The organism is Bradyrhizobium sp. (assembly GCF_052389815.1).
Lineage (GTDB): Bacteria > Pseudomonadota > Alphaproteobacteria > Rhizobiales > Xanthobacteraceae > Bradyrhizobium.
Genome location: NZ_JBQTHN010000077.1, coordinates 1 through 20,959, shown reverse-complemented (window position 1 = coordinate 20,959; position 20,959 = coordinate 1). Strand labels below are relative to the sequence as shown.

Below are 20,959 nucleotides of genomic sequence, written 5' to 3'. Positions count from 1 at the left end.
GGAGACCGACCGACATGACCGGTGCCCGACCCGCCCTCAGCCGTCGCCTGCGCCACCTTGCGGCTGCGATGACGATTGGCGCCGCGAGCATCGTGGCGTCAGCGCCCGCTCTGGCGCGCGGCCCGGACGGCATCGCCGACATCGCCGAGAAGGTGATCGACGCCGTCGTCAACATCTCGACCTCGCAGACCGTCGAGTCCAAGGGCGGCGGCGGTGGCGTCACGCCGCAAATTCCGCCGGGCTCGCCCTTCGAGGAATTCTTCGATGACTTCTTCAAGAACCGCAAGGGACCGGGCGGCAAGGGCGGCGAGAACAACCGCGAGTTCCAGCCGCGCAAGACCAATTCGCTCGGCTCCGGCTTCATCATCGATACCGCCGGCGTCGTCGTCACCAACAACCACGTCATTGCGGATGCCGACGAGATCAACGTCATCCTCAACGACGGTACCAAAATCAAGGCCGAGCTGGTCGGCGTTGACAAGAAGACCGACCTGGCGGTGCTGAAGTTCAAGCCGACCAAGCCGCTGGTCGCGGTGAAGTTCGGCGACTCCGACAAGCTGCGGCTCGGCGAATGGGTGATCGCGATCGGCAACCCCTTCAGCCTCGGCGGCTCGGTGACGGCCGGCATCGTCTCGGCGCGCAACCGCGACATCGCCCAAGGTCCGTACGACAACTATATCCAGACCGACGCCTCCATCAATCGCGGTAATTCCGGCGGTCCGCTGTTCAACCTCGAGGGCGAGGTCGTCGGCGTCAACACGCTGATCATCTCGCCGACCGGCGGCTCGATCGGCCTCGGCTTTGCGGTGCCGTCGAAAACCGTCGCTGCCGTCGTCGACCAGCTGCAGAAGTTCGGCGAGCTGCGCCGCGGCTGGCTCGGCGTGCGCATCCAGCCGGTCACCGAGGAGATCGCCGAGAGCCTCAGCATCAAGCCGGCGCGCGGCGCGCTGGTCGCCGGCGTCGACGACAAGGGCCCGGCCAAGCCGGCCGGCATCGAGCCCGGTGACGTCGTGGTCCGCTTCGACGGCAAGGACGTCAAGGACCCCAAGGACCTCTCGCGCGTGGTCGCCGACACCGCGGTCGGCAAGGAGGTCGAGGTCGGCATCATCCGCAAGGGCAAGGAAGAGACCCGCAAGGTCACCCTCGGCCGCCTCGAGGACACCGACAAGGCCAAGGAAGCCGCCGCCAAGACCAAGGAAGAGCCCGTCGAGAAGCCGGTGACGCAAAAGGCGCTCGGCCTCGATCTTGCGACGCTGAGCAAGGACCTGCGCAGCAAGTACAAGATCAAGGAGACCGTGAAGGGCGTCATCATCACCGGCGTGGACGGCAAGTCGGATGCCGCCACGAAGCGGCTCTCGGCCGGCGACGTCATCGTCGAGGTGGCGCAGGAATCCGTGGCCAACGCCGGCGACGTCATGAAGCGTGTCGATCAGGTCAAGAAGGACGGCAAGAAGTCGGTGCTGCTGCTGGTCGCCAACGGCGAGGGCGAATTGCGCTTCGTGGCGCTGAGCGTGCAGTAGGCGCTACGTCGCCGCGTACATGGCTGTCATCCCCCCGCGCATGCGGGGGATCCAGTACGCCGCGGCTTCTCGTTTCTATCGCAAAGGTCTCTGGAATACTGGGTCACCCGCCTTCGCGGGTGACGACGAGCGGGGGGAATTATCCCTCCACAAGCTCCTCCCGCCGATATCCCTGCGCATAGAGCAGCGCCGTGAGATCGCCGTGGTCGATCCGCGCCGCCGCCGCGGCTGCCACCGCCGGCTTGGCGTGATACGCCACGCCCAGCCCCGCCTGCTGGATCATGCCGAGATCGTTGGCGCCGTCGCCGGTGACGAGGCTGTCGATATCGTCTAGATCGAAGGACTCGGTGAGATCGATCAGCGTCTGCAGTTTCGCGGCGCGGCCGAGGATCGGCTCCTTGACCTCGCCGGAAAACTTGCCGTCGCGCACGATCAGCTCGTTGGCGCGGTTCTCCTGGAAGCCGATCATCGCGGCGACGGCATTGGTGAACAGCGTGAAGCCGCCCGAGATCAGGCAGGTATAGGCGCCGTGGGCGCGCATGGTCATAACGAGTTCGCGGCCGCCCGGGGTCGCCTTGATGCGCGTCTTCAGCACTTCGTCCACGACGCTGACGGGCATGTCCTTCAGCAGCGCGACGCGCTCGCGCAGCGCCGGCTCGAACTCGATCTCGCCGCGCATCGCGCGTTCGGTGATGGCTGCGACATGCGCCTTCAACCCGGCAAAGTCGGCCAGCTCGTCGATGCACTCCTGCCCGATCATGGTGGAATCCATGTCGGCGAGGAAAAGCTTCTTGCGCCGCGTCGCTGTCGGCTGCACGACGATGTCGATCGGCAGGTCGCCGCGCGCCGTGCGCAGGCGGGCTTCCATCGTCTTGACGTCCTCGCTGCCGGCAAAGGGGATATCGACCGCGACCTCGTTGAACAGCCACTCGGCCTCGCCCGGCGACGGCAGCACGGCGAGCGCGCCGTCGACGATCGTGCTATCGAGCGCAGGGTTGGCGGGATTGCAGATGAGGGTGGCGACGAGGGACATGCAGGCGGGATCATCCTACGTGAGCAAGGCCGTGCTTATCGCAGGGCCGACCGCCAGCGGCAAGTCGGCGCTGGCGCTCGATCTTGCGCAGAAAACCGGCGGTATCGTCATCAACGCCGATTCCATGCAGGTCTACCGCGACCTGCGCATCATCACCGCGCGCCCCACCGTGGAGGAGGAGGCGCAGGTGCCGCACCGGCTTTACGGCCATGTCGATGCCGCCGTCAATTTCTCCGCCGGCGCCTGGGTCGCTGACGCGGCCGCGGCGCTGGAAGAAGCGCGCGCGCAAGACAAGCTGCCGATCTTCGTCGGCGGCTCCGGCCTCTATTTCCGGACGCTGACGCGCGGCCTGTCGGCGATCCCGCCGATCCCGGCCGAGATACGCGATGCCGTGCGCGCGCGGCTGGAGCGCGACGGCGTCGAGGCGCTGCATGCCGAGCTTTCGCGCCGCGATCCCGTTTCCGCCGAACGGCTGAAGCCGCGCGACCGCACCCGCATCGCCCGCGCGCTGGAGGTGATCGAGGCCACGGGCCGCGCGCTGCCGGACTGGCATCGCGAGGGCCTGCCCCCGCTATTGCCGCCGGGGGAATTTTCCGCGCTGTTCCTCGCACCGGAGCGCGAGGCGCTCCACGCGCGGATCGATGCGCGCTTCGACGAAATGCTGGCGTCCGGCGCAATCGAGGAAGTCGCGGCGCTGGCCGCGCGGCAGCTCGATCCTTTGCTGCCGGCGATGAAAGCCCATGGCGTGCCGGTGCTGATCCAGCACCTCCGCGGCGAGGTCTCGCTGACCGAGGCCGCCGAGTTCGGGCGCACCGAGACCCGGCAATATGCCAAGCGGCAGTTCACCTGGTTTCGCCACCAGTTGCCGGAGTTCGAATGGCTGGCCCCGGAGCGGGCGAGGGGGTGGCTGGAGGCCCGCGCAGCCCAGCCATGACGCCTCTTTTGCGCGATTGCAGCGATTTCGCTCTCGCCGAATGCCCGCAAGCCCGCTAATCTCCAGGAAATCGCGCGGAATGCGCCTTTGCCTTGACAATCGGGGCGGGGTGGCTATGTTCGCGCAACCTTTGGGAAGCCTGAGCCGGCAAATGCGCAATATTATTGCCAAACTCCTTATCGTCGTCGTACCCAGGTGCATCGCCCCGGGTGGCTGAGGCCATCCCGAATTCAGGCGGTGCACATGGGCCTCTTCGGGCCCTTTTTTATTTCCCAGACCAGACCAACGAAGACCGCGCCAGCGAGGCGCATCCGGAGCAAGCCAATGAGCAACCAGAGCCACGATCCGAACCAGATGACGGGAGCCGCGATGATCGTCCGCGCGCTGATTGATCACGGCGTGCAGCATCTCTTCGGCTATCCGGGCGGGGCGGTGCTTCCGATCTATGACGAGATCTTCCAGCAGAGCGAGGTCGAGCACATCCTGGTCCGCCACGAGCAGGGCGCCGGCCATGCCGCCGAAGGTTATGCGCGCTCCACCGGCAAGCCAGGCGTGGTGCTGGTCACCTCGGGTCCCGGCGCCACCAACATGGTGACGCCGCTGACCGATGCGCTGATGGATTCGATTCCCCTGGTCTGCATCACCGGACAGGTTCCTACTCATCTGATCGGCAACGACGCCTTCCAGGAATGCGACACCGTCGGCATCACGCGGCCCTGCACCAAGCACAACTGGCTGGTGCGCGATGTCAACGATCTGGCGAAGGTGCTGCACGAGGCGTTCTACGTCGCGACCACCGGCCGTCCCGGTCCCGTCGTCGTCGACGTTCCCAAGGACGTGCAGTTCGCCACCGGCACCTATCATCCGCCGCAGAAGGACGACGTGCACGTCTCCTACACGCCGCGGATCAAGGGCGACGCCGTGCAGATCCGCAAGGCCGTGGCGCTGCTCGCCTCCGCCAGGCGCCCGGTGATCTATTCCGGCGGCGGCGTCATCAATTCCGGCCCCGAGGCCTCGAAGTTGCTGCGCCAGCTGGTCGAGGCCACCGGCTTTCCGATCACCTCGACCCTGATGGGGCTCGGGGCCTATCCGGCCTCGGGCAAGAACTGGCTCGGCATGCTCGGCATGCACGGCACCTACGAAGCCAACATGACCATGCACGATTGCGACGTCATGCTGTGCGTCGGCGCGCGCTTCGACGATCGCATCACCGGCCGCACCGATGCGTTCTCGCCGGGCTCGAAGAAGATCCACATCGACATCGATCCGTCCTCGATCAACAAGAACATCCGGGTCGACGTGCCGATCATCGGCGATTGCGCTAACGTGCTCGGCGACCTCTTGGCTGCGTTCAAGGCGGAGCCGAAGAAGTCCGACATCAAGGCGTGGTGGCAGCAGATCGCGCAATGGCGCGCGCGCAATTCGCTGTCCTACCGCAAGAGCAGCGACGTCATCCTGCCGCAGCATGCGATCCAGACCCTGTTCGAGGCAACGCGCGGCCTCGACACCTACATCACCACCGAAGTCGGCCAGCACCAGATGTGGGCCGCGCAGTTCTACGGTTTCGAGGAGCCGCACCGCTGGATGACCTCGGGCGGGCTCGGCACCATGGGCTACGGCCTGCCGTCGGCGCTCGGCGTGCAGGTCGCGCATCCCGACAGCCTCGTCATCGACATCGCCGGCGATGCCTCGGTGCAGATGACGATGCAGGAAATGTCGACGGCGGTGCAGTACGAGCTGCCGATCAAGATCTTCATCCTCAACAACCAGTACATGGGCATGGTGCGGCAATGGCAGCAGCTGTTGCACGGCAACCGCCTGTCGCACTCCTATAGCGAGGCGCTGCCCGACTTCGTCAAGCTGGCGGACGCCTATGGCGGAGTCGGCCTGCAGGCGACGAAACCTTCCGATCTCGACGGCGCGATCAGGGAGATGATCAAGGTGAAGCGCCCGGTGCTGTTCGACTGCCGCGTTGCCGCGCTGGAGAACTGCTTCCCGATGATCCCGTCCGGCAAGGCGCACAACGAAATGCTGCTGCCGGAAGAAGCCACCGACGAGGCCACCGCCACCGCCTTCGCCGGCGGCAAGGCGCTGGTGTGATTTGGTGTGACGATGAAACAGACGCAACACGGCTCTTTCTTCACCTCTCCCCTCCGGGGAGAGGTCGGATTGCATCGCAGATGCAATCCGGGTGAGGGGGGCTATCCACGAGTCCAACCCTCACCGAGTTCGCCGAGGCAGCCCCTCACCCCAACCCTCTCCCCGCGAAGAGCGGGGCGAGGGAGCAGACCGCCGTTGCCGAGTTGACCCATGTTTGATCTCGCCGAGCTCGAGCACGCGCACAAGATCGTCGGGGCAGCGATGCCGCCGACCCCGGCGCATGCCTGGCCGCTGCTGGCGCCGCGGCTCGGCACATCGGTCGTGGTCAAGCACGAGAACCACACGCCGATCGGCGCCTTCAAGGTGCGCGGCGGTCTCACCTATCTCGACCGGTTGAAGCGCGAGCAGCCCGCTGTGCCCGGCATCATCTCGGCGACGCGCGGCAATCACGGCCAGAGTGTCGCCTTTGCCGCCAGCCGCGCCGGCATCCCGGCGACGATCTATGTGCCGCACGGCAATTCGGTCGAGAAGAACCGGGCGATGGAAGCGTTCGGCGCCAGGCTGGTCGAGCATGGCGACGACTTCCAGGCGGCGCGCGAGGAATCGATGCGCCACGGCGAGCGGGCCGGGCTGCACATGGTGCCGTCCTTCCACCGCGATCTGGTGCTCGGCGTTTCCACCTATGCGCTCGAGCTGCTGCGCGCCGCGCCCGACCTCGACGTCATCTACGTGCCGATCGGCCAGGGCTCCGGAATCTGCGGCTGCATTCTCGCCCGCGACCTGCTCGGCCGGAAGACCGAGATCGTCGGCGTGCAGTCGACCGAAGCGCCGTCCTACGCGCTGTCGTTTGCGGCAGGCACCGTGGTGAAGACCAACAGCAGCGACACGCTGGCCGACGGCATGGCGACGCGCGTTCCGGATGAGGACGCGCTTGCGATCATCCGCAAGGGCGCCTCGCACGTCGTGCAGGTCACCGATGACGAGATCGGAGAGGCCATTCGCGCCTACTGGACCGATACGCACAATCTCGCCGAAGGCGCCGGCGCCGCCGCGCTCGCAGCCGCCTGCCAGGAAAAGAACAAGCTGCACGGCAGGCGCGTCGGTTTGATCCTGAGTGGCGGCAATATCGATTTCGATTTGTTCCGGCGATGGGTCGGAACGGATGCGCCAGCCACCGGCCAAATGGCCGTGGCCTGACGAATGGATATGAGGGGACGACGATGAACCAGCAAGCCGCGAACCAGCCGGCCTCCGCCTACTTCCTCGAGGACCGCCACGATCCGAACGAGACGCACACGCTCTCGATCCTGGTGCAGAACGAGCCCGGCGTGCTCGCCCGCGTGATCGGCCTGTTCTCCGGGCGCGGCTACAACATCGACAGTCTCACGGTCTCGGAGACCGAAGCCCAGAAACATCTCTCCCGCATCACCATCGTCACCACGGGCACGCCGATGGTGATCGAGCAGATCAAGCACCAGCTCGATCGCATGATCCCGGTCTATCGCGTGGTCGACATGACGCTGACCGGCCGCTCGATCGAGCGCGAGCTCGCAATGGTCAAGGTGCGCGGCGGCGGCGACCACCGGGTCGAGGCGCTGCGGCTTGCCGACGCATTCCGCGCCCGCGTCATCGACGCCACCATCGAGAGTTTCGTGTTCGAGATCACCGGCGCGTCTTCCAAGATCAACCAGTTCATCGACCTGATGCGTCCCCTGGGCCTCGTCGAGGTGTCGCGCACCGGCGTCGCCGCGATCGGGCGCGGGCCCGAGGGGATGTGAAGCATGCTGGCGCGCGACTGGTATTATACCGAGCGGCGGCGTCTCGGCATCGATTCCGCCGTCGCCTCGCTCTATGACCGCCACGACAACAGCGACCGCCGCGCCAACGCCGCGCTGACCATGCTCGGCGTCAAGAAGGGCTGGCACGTCGCCGACATCGGCTGCGGCAACGGCGTGCTGGCCTGCGAGGCGGCCTCGATGGGCGCCGAGGTCGACGCGATCGACATTTCACCGGCCATGCTCGCGCTGGCCGACATCCTGGCGCGCGACCGCAAGGTGAAGATCCGCACGCAATTCGCGGGCCTGCTCAGCTTCGCCTATCAGCCGAATTCATACGACCTGATCGTCAGCGAATTCGCGCTGCATCATCTGCCGGACTTCTGGAAGGCGGTGGCGCTGTCGCGCATTTTCAACGCGCTGAAGCCCGGCTCCAATTTCTATCTGCGCGACATCGTCTTCGTCGGCATGCCCGATGCCGTCGACCGCGACGTCGAGGGCTGGGCGGATTTCTCCATCAAGAACCACGAATTCGACCGCGAAAGCGTCATCACGCATATGCGCGACGAGTACTCGACGTTCTCCTGGGTGATCGAGCGGATGCTGACCGATGCCGGATTCCAGACCGTCTCGGCCGATTATCACGCGCCCCTCCACGGCACCTACCTCCTGCGCAAACCGAAAGCCGGCGAACAGAGCTGAACAAGACAAACCCGACAACGCAGCCGCAAACAACAGAGCCAACCAATGAAGCCGGCCGACGTCTTAATCGCTGTCCTGGTGGCGGTGATCTGGGGGCTTGCGTTCGTCGCAAGCCGGATCGCGCTCGACGAGCTTTCGCCGGAGCTGATGACGGCGCTGCGCTTTGCCATCGCCGCCATTCCCTGCCTGTTCGCGCGCAGGCCCGACGTGTCCTGGCCGCTTCTGATCGCCATCAGCCTGTCGCTGTTCCTCGGCCAGTTCCTGGCGCAGGCCTTTGCCATCGCGCACGGCGTGCCGGTCGGGCTCTCCAGCGTGATCGTGCAGAGCCAGGCGCTGTTCACCATTGCGTTCGCCGCGCTGATTTTCCGCGAACACCCGACGCGCACGCAGGCCGCCGGCATCGCCGTCGCCACGATCGGCCTGCTGATGATCTGCGGCACCGTCGGTTACGATTTCAGCGTTGCCGCCTTCGCCGTGCTGATGATTTCGCCGATCAGCTTTGCCATCGGCAACATCGCGCTGCGCCGCGTAAAGGGTGCGCGGATGTTCGACCTGTTCGCCTGGCTCTGCCTCACGGCAGCCGTGCCGCTGTTCGCACTCACGTTCCTGTCCAACGGTCCGCAGCCGACCTGGCATGCGCTGACCCACATGTCGCTGACCGGCTTTGCCTGCATGATCTTCCTCGGCGCCGTCTCCACCAGCATCGCCTATTGGCTGTGGGGCCGGCTGCTGCGGGACTATCCGGCAGCCACGGTCGTGCCGTTTGCGCTCCTGGTGCCGTTCGTCGGCTCCGCCGCCTCCAGCATCGTGTTCGGCGAGACCTTCGGCCCGCTGCGGCTCGCCGGCATGGTCACCGTCATCGGCGGCATCGCCGTCATGCTGCTGGCGAGGCGTCCGCAAGCTCTCCCGAAGATCGCGTGAGGTGCCGATGTCCAGCTCGATCTTTATCGCCTTCGTGATGTTCGCCACCGTGATGTTCTTCACCCCGGGGCCGAACAACATCATGCTGCTGTCGTCGGGGCTGACCTACGGCTTCCGGCCCACCATCCCGCACATCATGGGCATCACCGTGGGCTTTGCCTTCATGGTCGGCGCGGTCGGCCTCGGGCTCGGCACCGTCTTCATCGCCTATCCGGTGCTGCAGACGATCCTGAAATACGCCGGCGCGGCTTACCTGATCTACCTCGCCGGCTATCTTGCGCTGTCCGAGCCGCCGTCGGCGGAAGAGGACAAGCGCGGCGGCCGTCCGATGTCGTTTTGGGGCGCGGCGATGTTCCAGTGGGTCAATGCCAAGGGCTGGGTCATGGTGATCGGCACCATCACCGCCTATGCGGCGATTGCGGCGTTTCCCTTCAATATCGCGATTCAGGTCGGCATCTCCCTGATCCTGGGCATCCTGTCCTGCACCGCCTGGGCCCTGTTCGGCACGGCGCTGCGGCCGGTCCTGACCTCGCCCCGGGCGGTCCGGGCCTTCAACATCGTGATGGCGCTGCTGCTGCTGGCCTTGCTCTACCCGGTCTTCATGGACGCATGATGCCGCACCGCGCCATGCGAGAACGGGGTTTCCCCCCTTGGGCAAATGCTCTAGACAACGGCCGGAATTTCGCGGGCGACCCGGCGGTTTTTGACCCTCCCAACAGCCTGATTCATCGGCCGATTTCCGGCCCCCTCGAGAGGAAACGACTATGCGTGTTTACTACGATCGCGACGCCGACCTGAACCTGATCAAGGGCAAGAAGGTCGCCATCGTCGGCTATGGCAGCCAGGGCCACGCCCATGCGCTGAACCTGAAGGACTCCGGCGTCAAGGAAGTCGCCATTGCGCTGCGCAAGGGGTCGGCCTCGGCCAAGAAGGCGGAGAACGCCGGCTTCAAGGTGCTGGAAGTCGCCGAAGCCGCCAAATGGGCCGACCTCGTCATGATGCTCACCCCGGACGAGCTGCAAGGCGACATCTACCGCGAGCACCTGCACGACAACATGAAGAAGGGCGCAGCCTTGGTGTTCGCCCACGGCCTCAACGTCCACTTCAACCTGCTCGACCCCCGCGCCGACCTCGACGTGCTGATGATCGCTCCCAAGGGTCCCGGCCACACCGTGCGCTCGGAGTACCAGCGCGGCGGCGGCGTGCCCTGCCTGATCGCGATCGCCAAGGACGTCTCCGGCAACGCCCATGACCTCGGCCTGTCCTACGCCTCCGCGATCGGCGGCGGCCGCGCCGGCATCATCGAGACCACCTTCAAGGAAGAGTGCGAGACCGACCTGTTCGGCGAGCAGGTTGTGCTCTGCGGCGGCCTGGTCGAGCTGATCAAGGGCGGCTACGAGACCCTCGTCGAGGCCGGCTACGCCCCCGAGATGGCCTATTTCGAGTGCCTGCACGAGGTGAAGCTGATCGTCGACCTCATCTATGAGGGCGGCATCGCCAACATGAACTACTCGATCTCCAACACCGCCGAATACGGCGAATACGTCACCGGCCCGCGCATCATCACCGACGAGACCAAGAAGGAGATGCGCAAGGTGCTGGCCGACATCCAGGGCGGCAAGTTCGCCCGCGACTGGATGCTGGAGAACAAGGTCAACCAGACCTCGTTCAAGGCCACCCGCGCCAAGCTCGCCCAGCATCCGATCGAGGATGTCGGCGCGAAACTCCGCGACATGATGCCGTGGATCAAGAAGGGCGCGCTGGTCGACAAGAGCAAGAACTAGGGCTGAGACGAAATCTTAAACGTTGGACGGCATATTCGGGCGAGATCGCGCAGGCGGTCTCGCCCTTTGCTTACTTGATGTGATTTCTCGGCGGCGATTTTTTCATCGCGTCGCGCCAGCCAAAACGAAGAACTGACGCTTCGTGCACATTCTTGGTGTGAAGCCGTTCGCGTGATTTCCTGAATCCAAAAGGCTGAACGCTTTCCGAGTCGAAGCACGATTGCTTCAACTGCATTCTCGGATGGCAAAGCGTGCGGCAGCGCTTCAAGCGTTGCGATAGAAAGCCAAGAGCTGAGAGCTAATCCAGATTCTTGGCGGGCTACGCCGCGCCGGCCTTCTCGATCCGGTTATGCAGCTGCCAGAAGCGCACCGTGCGCTGGGCGGTCTCGTGCGACAGCCGGCCGTAGTCGCGGTGCGCCTGCCAGATCGTCCGGTCGTCGATCTTGGGAACCACCGGCCGGTGGCGCAGGATGCTTTCGACCACCATCCAGTCGAGGCCCGCCGACTTGCAGGGGATCAGCAGCAGGTCTGCCCTCGTTCCTTCCATCACCCGCGCCATCAGCGCGGTCGGAACGTCGTTGAGCGCGGCGAGGCTGGCTGCGACTTCCGCGAACTTGCCGCTGCCGACGAATTTGACGATCGCGGCCTCGTCGAGCTCGTTCAGGCCCTTCATCAGCTTCACCAGCTGCTCGGCGAGGGCATAGTCCTGGCTGAGCGGCGGCTCTTCCCTGCCGCCGATCTCGTCCAGCACCCGGCGGATCTCGTCCTGCACGCCGGGCGGCGCGATCGCCAGCAGGCGGTCGCGGACCGCCTCCTTGGCCCGGCGCAGGAGGTCGCGGAGGAACTTGACCGGCAGGTCGACCCGCAGTCCCAGGATCTCGATCAGCTGCTCGTCGGATTCGGCATGGGCGACCATGCCGGAATAGCCGGCCTCCGAGAAACGGGCGCTGGCATTGTTGGCGAGCCGCCGGATCACCTTGCCGTCGCCGCGGTCGACGATCACGTCGGTCACGGCCTCCGGCAGGTTGGCGCGGCCGGAAATCGCCAGCAAATGGTCCTGGCCCTTGGTGCTGGCGATCTTCACCAGCGTCTCGGTGCCGAGCCGGCTGGAATTGGTCAAGACGTCCGCGGCGACCTCGATCTCGTCGTCGAAGGCAAGGTGCTGGATCACCTCGAAGGGGGCGTAGTCGACCGGCGCCAGGCGCCTTGCCAGCTCGGCCCGCGCGCGGGTCTCGACCCGCGCGATCAGGAAACAGAGGACGTCGTCGAACACCTTGACCTGCTCGTCGTTGAGCCGCTCCCCGTCGTGCAGGAAGAGATCGGTCACCCTTCTCAGCGTGGAGATGCGCTTGGCCGACGAGCCGCCGGCGACGGCATCCTCGAGCTCGGAAATGATGGAAAATGCGGGCTGTTGCACTTAAGGTCAGCCTTGGTTGCTTCTTGGCCTCGTTGCCTCGACCATCGCAACAGCCTCCTTACGCCGACGTTAAGACCGGAACCCCGGGCAAACACCTGTGAAACGCACGCTTAACGTGCGCTTGCAGCTCCGCGAGATTCTTTAATCAAAGGAAGAAGGCGTTAACCGCGTACGGCTGCCCACTTGCACCATTCGCTCGCCATGTTGAGATAAAGGCCAGCAGAGGGGAGCGAAACAGCATGAAATCCGTCGTCATCACCGGTGCGTCCACCGGCATCGGCTGGGCCAGCGCGAAGCTGCTGCTGGACAAGGGCTTTGCCGTGTTCGGCAGCGTCCGCAAAGAGGCCGACGCCGACCGGCTCAAGGCCGAATTCGGCGCCCATTTCACGCCCCTGATCTTCGACGTCACCGACGAGGGCGCCGTGCTGGCGGCCGCGCGCGAAGTGCGTTCGGCGCTGAACGGCGAGAAGCTTGCCGGCCTCGTCAACAATGCGGGAATCTCGGTGGCCGGACCCGCGCTGAGCGTTTCGGTCGACGACTTCCGCCGCCAGATGGACGTCAATGTGATCGGGCCGATCATCGCCACGCAAGCGTTCGGGCCGCTGCTCGGCGCCGACCAGTCGCTGAAGGGCGCGCCCGGACGGATCGTGATGATCTCCTCGGTTGCCGGCAAGAACGGCAATCCGTTCACCTCGGCTTACTGCGCTTCCAAGCACGCCGTCGAGGGTTTCTCCGAGAGCCTGCGGCGCGAACTGATGCTGTTCGGCATCGACGTCATCATGATCGCGCCCGGGCCGGTGAAGACGCCGATCTGGAGCAAGGGGCAGGAGGCCGTCGACGTTTCCCGCTACCGGAACTCACCCTATCTGCCGGCCGTGCAAAAAGCCGCTGCCTTCATTCAGCAGCTCGAATCCAAAGCATTGCCGCCCGAGCAGATTGCCGCCCTCGTATTCGACGCGTTGACGCTGCCGAACCCGAAAGTGCGCTACCACATCGCGCCGGACAGGATACGCTATCTGCTGGCCGCAGTGCTGCCGAAGCGCACGATGGACCGGATCATCGCCAAACGCCTCGGCCTGATGCCGCCGGCGAAATGATCACGCCGTCCGGGCCGGACGCGGCGCAGCCTTGGCGGCCATGCTGACCAGGCGCAGAACGAACACCGTGACCAGCGGGATCAGGAACAGCGCATAGAGCGGCATGTCGGGGACACGCTTGCCGAAACTGACGGTGAACTGGAACAACAGGTAATAGCCGCAGGTCAGGTGCAGCGCGCGCCAGGCGCGCGGGCCCAGCATCTGCGCCGTGCGGTCGAACGAGGTCGCCGTCATCGCGATGATGCAGGCATAGCCGATGCCGCCGAAGATGTAGGAGGCGGCCGAGGTCGCCGCCGCATAGCCGGCCGGGTCCATGATGGCGAAGCAGAGGATCGCGATGCCGTGCAGGCCGTGCGAGGCGGCGAAGGTGACGCCGAGAAAACGGCGGTTGCGGCGCTGCCAGCGCGTCCAGGCGTTGGGCCAGAGCCTTGCCAGCGCCGCGGCCGAGAAGGCGAGGCAGAAGAACAGCAGCGAGGTGCGCGCGGTGAAGCGGATCACCGCGCGTACGCCCTCGACCTCGAAGCCGCGCATGCCTGATATCCAGACGCACAGCGCGGTGAGCGCCAGCACGGCAAACAGCCGCCAGCCTTCGAACCAGCCTTGCCGAGACGCGGTCATGGTCCCCCTCCATTGGATGTAATCGGTAGTTACATCGATGCGGGGTGACCCCGTCAATCCGTGTAATCGGTGCTTACATTCACAAGCCGGTGATGGTAGGGAAGGGCGATGCGACGAACAGCCACGCCCTCCGGCCGCAAGCGCGCTGCCGCCAGGTCTCCCCGCCCGGCCTCCCGCCGAGCGCCGGCGGAGCGGCCCTATCACCATGGCGACCTCCGCCGCGTGCTGGTGGAGGCGGCGTTCGAACTGGTCGGCGAGGGCGGGGTCGAGGCCGTCAGCGTCCGCGAGACCGCCCGGCGCGCCGGCGTCTCGCCGGGGGCGCCGTTCCGGCATTTCGCCAGCCGCGATGCCCTGCTGGCGGCGGTGGCCGAGGAGGCGCAGCGGCGGTTCCGGGCCGAGATCGATCGGGGGATGGCCGAGGCTCCGGCCGACGATCCCTTGCGGCAGTTTCGCTGCCTCGGGCTTGCCTACCTGCGCTGGGCCAGGCGCAACCCCACCCATTTCGAGGTGATTTCCGGCCGCCGCTTCTTCGATCACGACCGATCGGCCGCGGTGTCTTCCGACAATGCCGAGGTAATCGGCCTCACCGAGCGTATCCTGAAGGAAGCCCACGCCAGGGGGCAGCTCGGCACCTCCGACCTGAAGCAGGTGCTGATCGGCGGCCGCGCGCTGGTCTACGGCTTTGCCCGAATGGCGATCGACGGGCATTTTGCGCGCTGGGGCGTTGCGGAGGCGGAGATCGACCGCACCGCGGAAGCCGTGCTCGACCTCTTCATATCAGGCATCGCTCGGCGTCCCGGCCGCAGCTGACCCCGGAAGTTTACCGAACCGGGCGTCGAGCGGCGCAATTCATTGCCTGTTCATGACGTTTCCACTACGATTTTGTGACATGCTGTGAAGACCGGCCGCAGCGGTTGCCTCCTGGCCTTCGCCAGATCGGGCCTTGGCATTGCGCCGGTTCGTACTGCGTCCTCACCCCATGGCGCCCGCGCCAAATTCCGGTCCGTCTGCCACCACCGTCGTCACGCGGGGCCTTGCCGCGATCGGCTACTGGCGGCTGCTTGCGGTGGCGATGCCGCATCTGGCCGCGGCGGTCATCATGCTGCGCACCGAAACCGATTTCGGCTCGCGCGCCGCCTTCCTGTTCGCCTGGGGCATGCTCAATTTCTTTTTCATCGTCTGGCTGCGCCGGCCGGCAGTGTCGGGCGCGCTGTCGCTGACGCTGCTCGTGGTGCTGGTGCTGCTGTCGCGGCTCAAGCACGACGTCGTGCAGATGACGGCGAACTTCCTCGATCTGATGCTGATCGACCTCGACACCGCGGCGTTCCTGTTCACGATCTTCCCGAACCTGCGCTGGAACGTGGTGCTCGCTGCCAGCGTCATCCTGCCGCTGATGTATGCGCTGTGGTGGCTCGATCCCTTCCGCATCCGCCGCCTGCCGGCCGCCGCCGGTCTATTGGCATGCACCGCCGCGCTGACGGGTTACGCCGCGATCTGGCCGGACGAGGCCTGGCGCGGCTATCACGACGACGCTTATCTCTCCAAATTCGCGCTGTCGGGCGTGACCGCGGTTTCCGACTTCTCCGCTTACGGCTTCATGCAGTCGGATGCTGCGCTTGCCGAGCGGCTGAAGATGCCGCTGGTCGATTCCTGCCACGTCGCCGGCCGCCGCCCGCATATCATCCTGATCCACGACGAGAGCAGCTGGGACATCCGCCAGGCCCCGGGCGTCAAGGTGCCGGCGGGCTATGGCGGCCACTTCAAGTCGTTCGACGGCAAGCAACGCAAATTCCTCGCCGAGAGCAGCGGCGGCTCGAGCTGGCTTGCGGAATACAACGTGCTCGCCGGGCTATCCTCGCGATCGTTCGGCCGTTTCGCCTATTTCGTCACCCGCATCGCCTCCGGCCGCGTCGAGCGCGGCTTGCCGATGGCGCTGCGCCGCTGCGGCTACTCTACCGCCTCGCTCTATCCGGCCTATGGCGCCTTCATGAGCGCGAAGGGTTTTCACACCACGACCGGCATCCAGCATTTCTACGATGCCAGGGACATGGGCGCCAAGGGCATCGAGCCCGACAGCTTTTTCTACGCCAAGGCCGTGAAGCTGATCGCCGAGCAACCGGCCAAGACGCCGCTGTTCACCTTCGTCTATCTCGCCGCCAACCATTTCCCGTGGGAGACGAAATATCGTCCGGACCTCTTGCCGTCCTGGCGCGCGCCGGGCAACGAGCCCGTCGTCGACGAATATCTGCGCCGGCAGGTCCTGAGCGCGGAGCACTACAGCAACTTCGTTGCGGAGCTGAAGAAGAAATTCCCCGACCAGCCGTTCCTGATCGTGCGCTATGGCGATCACCAGCCGGAGTTCTCCTCGAACCTGCTCGATCCCGGCCTCGATGAAGCCAGCATCGCCCGCAAGTTCGACACCTACGATCCCAGCTATTTCACGACCTACTACGCCATCGACGCCGTGAACTTCCAGCCGGTGAAGAGCCCGGCGGTGATGGACGCGGTCGAGGCGCCGTATCTGCCGCTGGTGGTGCAGGAGGCCGCCGGCATTCCGCTCGATCCTTCCTTCGAGGAACAGAAGGCCATCATGCTGCGCTGCAAGGGCCTGTTCTACACTTGCAAGGACGGCGCCGAAGCGCGACGTTTTAATCGCCTGTTGATCGAAGCGGGTTTTGTCAAAAATCTCTAGCCGGGGAGAGTGATGTTGGAGACCGGCAAGGCCGAGACCGGAAGGGAAGCCGCTCCGATCTGGAGCTGGCGGAGCCGGATCGGCGTTGCCTGCGTCGCGGTCCTGCATCTCGGTGCGCTCTACGCGCTCTTCACCACCGAATACGGCCCGTTCGCCATCGCGCTGTCGCTGCTGGCCTGGCTGTTCGCCAACTGCCTGGTGCTGCTGTTGCTGCCGCGGCCCGGCATCGCGGCGGCGCTGTCGCTGATCGCGACCGTCGCCCTGATCGCGCTCTCGCGCTTCAAGTTCGACATCCTGCAGCTTTCGATCACCTTCCTCGACTTCCTGATCATCGACCGCGACACCCTTTCGTTTCTGCTCTCCGTCTTCCCGCGGCTGAAGCTGCCGCTGCTGCTGGCCGCGATCGCCGCCGTGCCGGTGCTGTGGCTGGTCTGGCGTACCGATCCGTTCCGCATCAGTCGCAAGGCCTCCCTGGCCGGGCTCGCGCTTGCCGCTGCGGGCATCTCGGGCATGGCGATCGCGGTGCCCGAGCAGCCCTGGGAGCCGTTCCAGGGCGTCAACCACATCTCCAATCTCGCGCGCTCCGGCGTGGTCGCGGTGTCGCGGTTGAGCTCGACCGGCTGGATCGAGGCCGACCCGCCGGCGCAGCCGCCTTTGCCGCTGGCGCGCGTCGCCCATGCCGCGACGCCGCTCTCGCTTCCGCCGCCGCTTGAATGCGAGGCGAAGGCGAAGCGCCCGCACATCGTCATGATGCTGGACGAATCCAGCTTCGACGTGACGTCGGCGCCCGGCATCAAGGTGCCCGCCGGCTATACCGACTACTTCAAGTCCGCCGACGGCAAGCAGCGCACCTTCGTGGCCGAGGCGACCGGCGGCCCCACCTGGTACACCGAGTTCAACGTCATCACCGGCCTCTCGGCGCGCTCCTTCGGCGACCTCAAATTCTACGTCACGCGCATCGCCGCCGGCCGCGTCACGCGCGGCCTGCCGGCCGCGCTGCAGCGCTGCGGCTACAAGACCGTGTCGCTCTATCCGACCTATGGCGATTTCCTCAGCGCCCGCACCTTCCAGAAGGCGCTCGGTGTCGACGAGTTCATCGACATGGCCGAGATGGGCGTCAGCGAGGACATGCAGCCCGACAGCTTCTATTTCGACCAGGCACTGAAGGTTTTCTCACGAGAAGTGCCGGCGCGCGCGCCCGTCTTCATGTTCCTGTACCTCACCGCCAACCACTTCCCCTGGACCGACGTCTACCGGCCGGAGCTGACGCCCGGCTGGAAGGGCCCGGGCAACACCGGCGAGATCGACGAATACATCCGCCGCCAGACCGTGACGGCGCGCGACTACGGCGAATTCATCGAAAAGCTGAAGCGCAATCATCCCGACGAGCAGTTCCTGATCGTCCGCTTCGGCGATCACCAGCCGAACATCTCGCAAAAGATGCTCGAGCCCGGCATCGACCGTGCCCATCTGGCCAAGCGAGTCATGGCTTTCGACCGCCGCTACTTCTCGACCTATTACGCGATCGACACGATCAACTTCCGCCCGGCGGACCTGTCGTCTGCGTTCGACAAGCTCGATGCCGCCTATCTGCCGATCGTGATCCAGGACGCCGCCGGCGTACCGCTCGATCCGTCCTTTGCCGAGCAAAAAAGCATCATGCTCCGCTGCAAGGGCGTGTTCTACAGCTGCAACAAGGGCACTGAGGCGCGGCGGTTCAATCGCCTGCTGATCGACGCCGGGTTGATCAAGGGGCTGTAAGCCCGCCACGACACTCTCCTTCGTCATGGCCGGGACAAGCCCGGGCATGACGCGGATAGCGGATCACCAACCGTCATTGCGAGCGAAGCGAAGCAATCCATTTCTCCGCTTGCGGCACGATGGATTGCTTCGTCGCTTTGCTCCTCGCAATGACGGAGGACTATTTCCCCACCTTCTCCCACAGCCAACGCGCCACCGCGTCGGGCGAGGACGCCGCGTCATTCCCCGCCGCGCGCAGGTTCGCCTCGCGCATCGCGGCGATGTCGATCTTGCCGAGTAGCGGCTGCAGCGCGGCCTTCAGCCTCTCGTCGCCGGCGCGCTTTGGCGCCAGCAGCACGATGGCGTCATAGGGCGGGATCGCGCGCCTGGGGTCTTGCAGCGCGACGAGATCGTATTTCGCGATCAGCCCGTCGCTGGTGTAGCCGGCGATGACGTCGACCTCGCCGGAGGCGACCGCCGCATACATGAAATCCGGCTGCATCGTCCGCTGCGCGCGGAAGGCGAGCCCGTAGGCCTTCTGCAGCGCCGCCCATTCCGGCCGCGAGAAGAACTCGTAGTCGCCGGCGATCGACAGCGTCGGCGCGCGCGCGGCGAGATCGGCAGCGCTCTTGATGCCGAGCTCGGCGGCGCGCTGGCGCGGCATCACCAGCGCATAGGCGTTCTCGAAGCCGAGCTCGCCGAGCAAGGTGATGTCCTGCTTCGCCAGCATCGTCTTCAGCTCCGCCAGCAACGCCTCGCGCGGCTTGATGTCGGTGCGCTGGAACTGGTTGGCCCACAGCGTGCCGGAATAGTCGACGCAGACGTCGATGTCGCCGGCCGCGAGCGCCGCGAAGATCACGTTGGAGCCGAGGCCCTCGCGCGTCGTCGCCGACAGTCCCGCTTGGCGCAGCCGCTGCGTAATCAGGGCCGACAACACATATTGCTCGGCAAAGGTCTTTGCGCCGACGATGTAGCCGGAGGAGGGGCGGGCGATGTTCGGCGCCAGCGTCGCCGCCACCAGCGCGGCCATGCCGACCGCGCCAAACGCCGCACGAAGCCGGCTGCGATTTCGCAGGCCGCTCTCGATCAGCGCGAGCAGCTGGTCGACCAGTAGCGCCAGCGCGGCGGCGGCGATGCAGCCGAACAGCACGAACACCCAGTTCTGGGTCTGCAGCCCCGCAAATATGTAGTTGCCGAGACTGGTCTGGCCGATCGGCGTCGACAGCGTCGCGGTGCCGATCACCCACACTGCCGCGGTGCGGATGCCCGCCATCGTCACCGGCAGCGCCAGCGGCAGCTCCACCATGACGAGCGATTGCCGCGGCGTCATGCCGACGCCTTGCGCCGCTTCGAGAATGGCGGCGTCGACGCCCTCGAGGCCGGTGATGGTGTTGCGCAGCACCGGCAGCATCGAATAGAGCGCCAGCGCCAGCACCGCCGGCAGGAAGCCGAAGGCGGAGAAGGCAAAGCCGAACCAGTCGAGCGTGATCGCGGCGAGCGCCAGCAGCAGCGGATAGAACAGGGCGAGCAGCGCCAGCCCCGGCACCGTCTGCACGATGCCGGCGAGCCCGAGCAGCGCGCCGCGCAGCACGGGGCGGTTGCGCGAGAGGATCGCCAGCGGCAGGCTGACGGCCAAGCCCAGCGCCAGCGCGGTGACGCTGACCCGCACATGGTTGCCGAGATAGTCCGGCAGATGCGCCAGCGCCTCGCCCCAGCGCGGGTCCGACAGCAGGATCATGCGCCACCCCGCGGCAGCGCTTCGTTGAGCCGTTCCGCCTGCCGCCGCGGCGTCCGCAGCAGCTCGCCGACATAATCGTCGCCGCTTGCGGCAAGCTCGGCCGGCGTACCCTGCGCCAACAATTTGCCCGCGCGCATCACCGCGATGCGGTCGGCCAGCAGGATCGCTTCGGTCATGTCATGGGTGATCATGACCGTGGTGAGCGCAAGCCTGCGATGCAGCTCGCGATAGTCCTCGCCGAGCGCGTCGCGGGTCAGCGGATCGAGCGCACCGAACGGCTCGTCCATCAGCACGATGCGCGGCCTTGCGGCCAGCGCCCGCGCCACGCCGACGCGCTGGCGCTGCCCGCCGGACAGTTCATGCGGCAACCGGTCGCGATAAAGCGCGCGCTCCAGCCGGACCAGGTCGAGCAGCTCGTCGGCGCGCGCGGAGATGTCGTCCGCGGCCCAGCCCAGCAGGCGCGGCGTGATGCCGATATTGTCGGCGACGCTCATATGCGGGAATAGCGCGCCGCTCTGGAAGACATAGCCGATGCGCCGGCGCAGGCGTATCGGATCGGCCGCGCGCACGTCCTCGCCCTCGACGGTGATGAAGCCATCGTCCGCCTCGATCAGCCGGTTGGCCAGCCGCAGCAGGGTGGTCTTGCCGGAGCCGGAGTCGCCGACAATGGCGAGGAATTCGCCCTCGGCCACTTCAAGCGAAACGTCGTCCACCGCCGTCACAGCGTCGAAGCGCTTTGCCACGTTCGCATAGGCGATGAGGGGGGAGTTGGGCATTGAGTGAAGTCTCGCAGTTGCCTCTTACCCTCCCCTGGAGGGCAGGGCTATCGCATATGAGGTCCAAGGTGCAGCGACATCGGCACTGTGCTCCCTCTCCCGCTTGCGGGGG

At 66.0% G+C, this 20,959-nt stretch carries 18 protein-coding genes; 13 read left to right on the top strand and 5 right to left on the bottom strand.

Translation table 11 applies throughout. From position 1 onward, the window contains the following. The first annotated feature begins 14 nt into the window (after positions 1-14). On the top strand, positions 15-1,520 hold the full coding sequence (locus ACT4OC_RS13485) for a Do family serine endopeptidase (RefSeq protein WP_444839490.1): 1,506 nt from the start codon (positions 15-17) through the stop codon (positions 1,518-1,520). Positions 1,521-1,659: 139 nt separating this feature from the next. Here ACT4OC_RS13485 and serB read toward each other — a convergent pair whose 3' ends face one another. Beyond that, complete coding sequence (serB, locus tag ACT4OC_RS13480) at positions 1,660-2,553, bottom strand: phosphoserine phosphatase SerB (RefSeq protein WP_444839489.1); 894 nt, start codon at positions 2,551-2,553, stop codon at positions 1,660-1,662. Here serB and miaA point away from each other — a divergent pair. The 8 genes from miaA to ilvC all read left to right on the top strand — a co-directional run bounded on the left by miaA (position 2,552) and on the right by ilvC (position 10,769). Beyond that, a complete protein-coding gene (miaA, locus tag ACT4OC_RS13475; protein WP_444839545.1) occupies positions 2,552-3,487 on the top strand; it encodes a tRNA (adenosine(37)-N6)-dimethylallyltransferase MiaA in 936 nt (311 codons plus the stop codon). The two genes, serB and miaA, sit on opposite strands and share 2 nt — an antisense overlap. A 324-nt stretch (positions 3,488-3,811) precedes the next feature. Further along, positions 3,812-5,587, top strand: a complete 1,776-nt coding sequence (locus tag ACT4OC_RS13470) for an acetolactate synthase 3 large subunit (protein WP_444839488.1) — start codon at positions 3,812-3,814, stop codon at positions 5,585-5,587. A gap of 210 nt (positions 5,588-5,797) precedes the next feature. Further along, positions 5,798-6,784 (top strand): threonine dehydratase, encoded by a 987-nt coding sequence (locus ACT4OC_RS13465; RefSeq protein WP_444839487.1) that lies wholly within the window; start codon positions 5,798-5,800, stop codon positions 6,782-6,784. 23 nt (positions 6,785-6,807) lie between these two features. Further along, entirely contained in the window at positions 6,808-7,365 is a 558-nt protein-coding gene (ilvN, locus tag ACT4OC_RS13460) for an acetolactate synthase small subunit (RefSeq protein WP_444839486.1), read from the top strand. A gap of 3 nt (positions 7,366-7,368) precedes the next feature. Next, on the top strand, positions 7,369-8,064 hold the full coding sequence (locus ACT4OC_RS13455) for a class I SAM-dependent methyltransferase (RefSeq protein ID WP_444839485.1): 696 nt from the start codon (positions 7,369-7,371) through the stop codon (positions 8,062-8,064). Between the two features lie 45 nt (positions 8,065-8,109). Further along, positions 8,110-8,985, top strand: coding sequence for an EamA family transporter (locus ACT4OC_RS13450; RefSeq protein ID WP_444839484.1), 876 nt, complete (start codon positions 8,110-8,112; stop codon positions 8,983-8,985). 7 nt (positions 8,986-8,992) lie between these two features. Then, a complete protein-coding gene (locus ACT4OC_RS13445; protein ID WP_444839483.1) occupies positions 8,993-9,598 on the top strand; it encodes a LysE family translocator in 606 nt (201 codons plus the stop codon). 151 nt (positions 9,599-9,749) lie between these two features. After that, positions 9,750-10,769, top strand: coding sequence for a ketol-acid reductoisomerase (ilvC, locus tag ACT4OC_RS13440; protein WP_444839482.1), 1,020 nt, complete (start codon positions 9,750-9,752; stop codon positions 10,767-10,769). A 319-nt stretch (positions 10,770-11,088) separates the two neighbouring features. Here the strand turns inward: ilvC and ACT4OC_RS13435 are convergent, their stop codons facing one another. Beyond that, on the bottom strand, positions 11,089-12,186 hold the full coding sequence (locus tag ACT4OC_RS13435) for a DUF2336 domain-containing protein (protein ID WP_444839481.1): 1,098 nt from the start codon (positions 12,184-12,186) through the stop codon (positions 11,089-11,091). Positions 12,187-12,425: 239 nt separating this feature from the next. Between ACT4OC_RS13435 and ACT4OC_RS13430 the strand changes: the two genes are divergently transcribed. Next, positions 12,426-13,283 (top strand): SDR family oxidoreductase, encoded by an 858-nt coding sequence (locus tag ACT4OC_RS13430; RefSeq protein ID WP_444839480.1) that lies wholly within the window; start codon positions 12,426-12,428, stop codon positions 13,281-13,283. Here ACT4OC_RS13430 and ACT4OC_RS13425 read toward each other — a convergent pair whose 3' ends face one another. Further along, the gene (locus tag ACT4OC_RS13425; RefSeq protein WP_444839479.1) at positions 13,284-13,901 is read right to left on the bottom strand and encodes a hypothetical protein; all 618 of its coding nucleotides are present in this window, start codon (positions 13,899-13,901) and stop codon (positions 13,284-13,286) included. 108 nt (positions 13,902-14,009) lie between these two features. On the opposite strand from ACT4OC_RS13425, the gene ACT4OC_RS13420 reads away from it, so the two are divergent. The 3 genes from ACT4OC_RS13420 (at position 14,010) to ACT4OC_RS13410 (ending at position 18,354) form a co-directional block, all read left to right on the top strand. Next, positions 14,010-14,711 (top strand): TetR/AcrR family transcriptional regulator, encoded by a 702-nt coding sequence (locus ACT4OC_RS13420; RefSeq protein WP_444839478.1) that lies wholly within the window; start codon positions 14,010-14,012, stop codon positions 14,709-14,711. 169 nt (positions 14,712-14,880) lie between these two features. Further along, on the top strand, positions 14,881-16,593 hold the full coding sequence (locus tag ACT4OC_RS13415; RefSeq protein WP_444839477.1) for a sulfatase-like hydrolase/transferase: 1,713 nt from the start codon (positions 14,881-14,883) through the stop codon (positions 16,591-16,593). A gap of 12 nt (positions 16,594-16,605) precedes the next feature. Continuing rightward, positions 16,606-18,354, top strand: coding sequence for a sulfatase-like hydrolase/transferase (locus ACT4OC_RS13410; RefSeq protein WP_444839476.1), 1,749 nt, complete (start codon positions 16,606-16,608; stop codon positions 18,352-18,354). 160 nt (positions 18,355-18,514) lie between these two features. Here the strand turns inward: ACT4OC_RS13410 and ACT4OC_RS13405 are convergent, their stop codons facing one another. Both ACT4OC_RS13405 and ACT4OC_RS13400 read right to left on the bottom strand, forming a co-directional pair. Next, positions 18,515-20,071 (bottom strand): ABC transporter permease/substrate-binding protein, encoded by a 1,557-nt coding sequence (locus tag ACT4OC_RS13405; protein ID WP_444839475.1) that lies wholly within the window; start codon positions 20,069-20,071, stop codon positions 18,515-18,517. Next, a complete protein-coding gene (locus tag ACT4OC_RS13400; protein ID WP_444839474.1) occupies positions 20,068-20,847 on the bottom strand; it encodes an ATP-binding cassette domain-containing protein in 780 nt (259 codons plus the stop codon). The genes ACT4OC_RS13405 and ACT4OC_RS13400 overlap by 4 nt, the downstream gene beginning before the upstream one ends. Positions 20,848-20,959 lie beyond the last annotated feature (112 nt).

Coding starts and splice junctions, on each gene's coding strand:
- ilvC (WP_444839482.1), top strand. CDS start 9,750: ATGCGTGTTTACTACGATCGCGACGCCGACCTGAACCTGATCAAGGGC.
- ACT4OC_RS13465 (WP_444839487.1), top strand. CDS start 5,798: ATGTTTGATCTCGCCGAGCTCGAGCACGCGCACAAGATCGTCGGGGCA.
- ACT4OC_RS13430 (WP_444839480.1), top strand. CDS start 12,426: ATGAAATCCGTCGTCATCACCGGTGCGTCCACCGGCATCGGCTGGGCC.
- ACT4OC_RS13425 (WP_444839479.1), bottom strand. CDS start 13,901: ATGACCGCGTCTCGGCAAGGCTGGTTCGAAGGCTGGCGGCTGTTTGCC.
- ilvN (WP_444839486.1), top strand. CDS start 6,808: ATGAACCAGCAAGCCGCGAACCAGCCGGCCTCCGCCTACTTCCTCGAG.
- ACT4OC_RS13470 (WP_444839488.1), top strand. CDS start 3,812: ATGAGCAACCAGAGCCACGATCCGAACCAGATGACGGGAGCCGCGATG.
- ACT4OC_RS13405 (WP_444839475.1), bottom strand. CDS start 20,071: ATGATCCTGCTGTCGGACCCGCGCTGGGGCGAGGCGCTGGCGCATCTG.
- ACT4OC_RS13410 (WP_444839476.1), top strand. CDS start 16,606: ATGTTGGAGACCGGCAAGGCCGAGACCGGAAGGGAAGCCGCTCCGATC.
- ACT4OC_RS13485 (WP_444839490.1), top strand. CDS start 15: ATGACCGGTGCCCGACCCGCCCTCAGCCGTCGCCTGCGCCACCTTGCG.
- ACT4OC_RS13445 (WP_444839483.1), top strand. CDS start 8,993: ATGTCCAGCTCGATCTTTATCGCCTTCGTGATGTTCGCCACCGTGATG.
- ACT4OC_RS13450 (WP_444839484.1), top strand. CDS start 8,110: ATGAAGCCGGCCGACGTCTTAATCGCTGTCCTGGTGGCGGTGATCTGG.
- serB (WP_444839489.1), bottom strand. CDS start 2,553: ATGTCCCTCGTCGCCACCCTCATCTGCAATCCCGCCAACCCTGCGCTC.
- ACT4OC_RS13400 (WP_444839474.1), bottom strand. CDS start 20,847: ATGCCCAACTCCCCCCTCATCGCCTATGCGAACGTGGCAAAGCGCTTC.
- ACT4OC_RS13420 (WP_444839478.1), top strand. CDS start 14,010: ATGCGACGAACAGCCACGCCCTCCGGCCGCAAGCGCGCTGCCGCCAGG.
- miaA (WP_444839545.1), top strand. CDS start 2,552: ATGCAGGCGGGATCATCCTACGTGAGCAAGGCCGTGCTTATCGCAGGG.
- ACT4OC_RS13455 (WP_444839485.1), top strand. CDS start 7,369: ATGCTGGCGCGCGACTGGTATTATACCGAGCGGCGGCGTCTCGGCATC.
- ACT4OC_RS13415 (WP_444839477.1), top strand. CDS start 14,881: ATGGCGCCCGCGCCAAATTCCGGTCCGTCTGCCACCACCGTCGTCACG.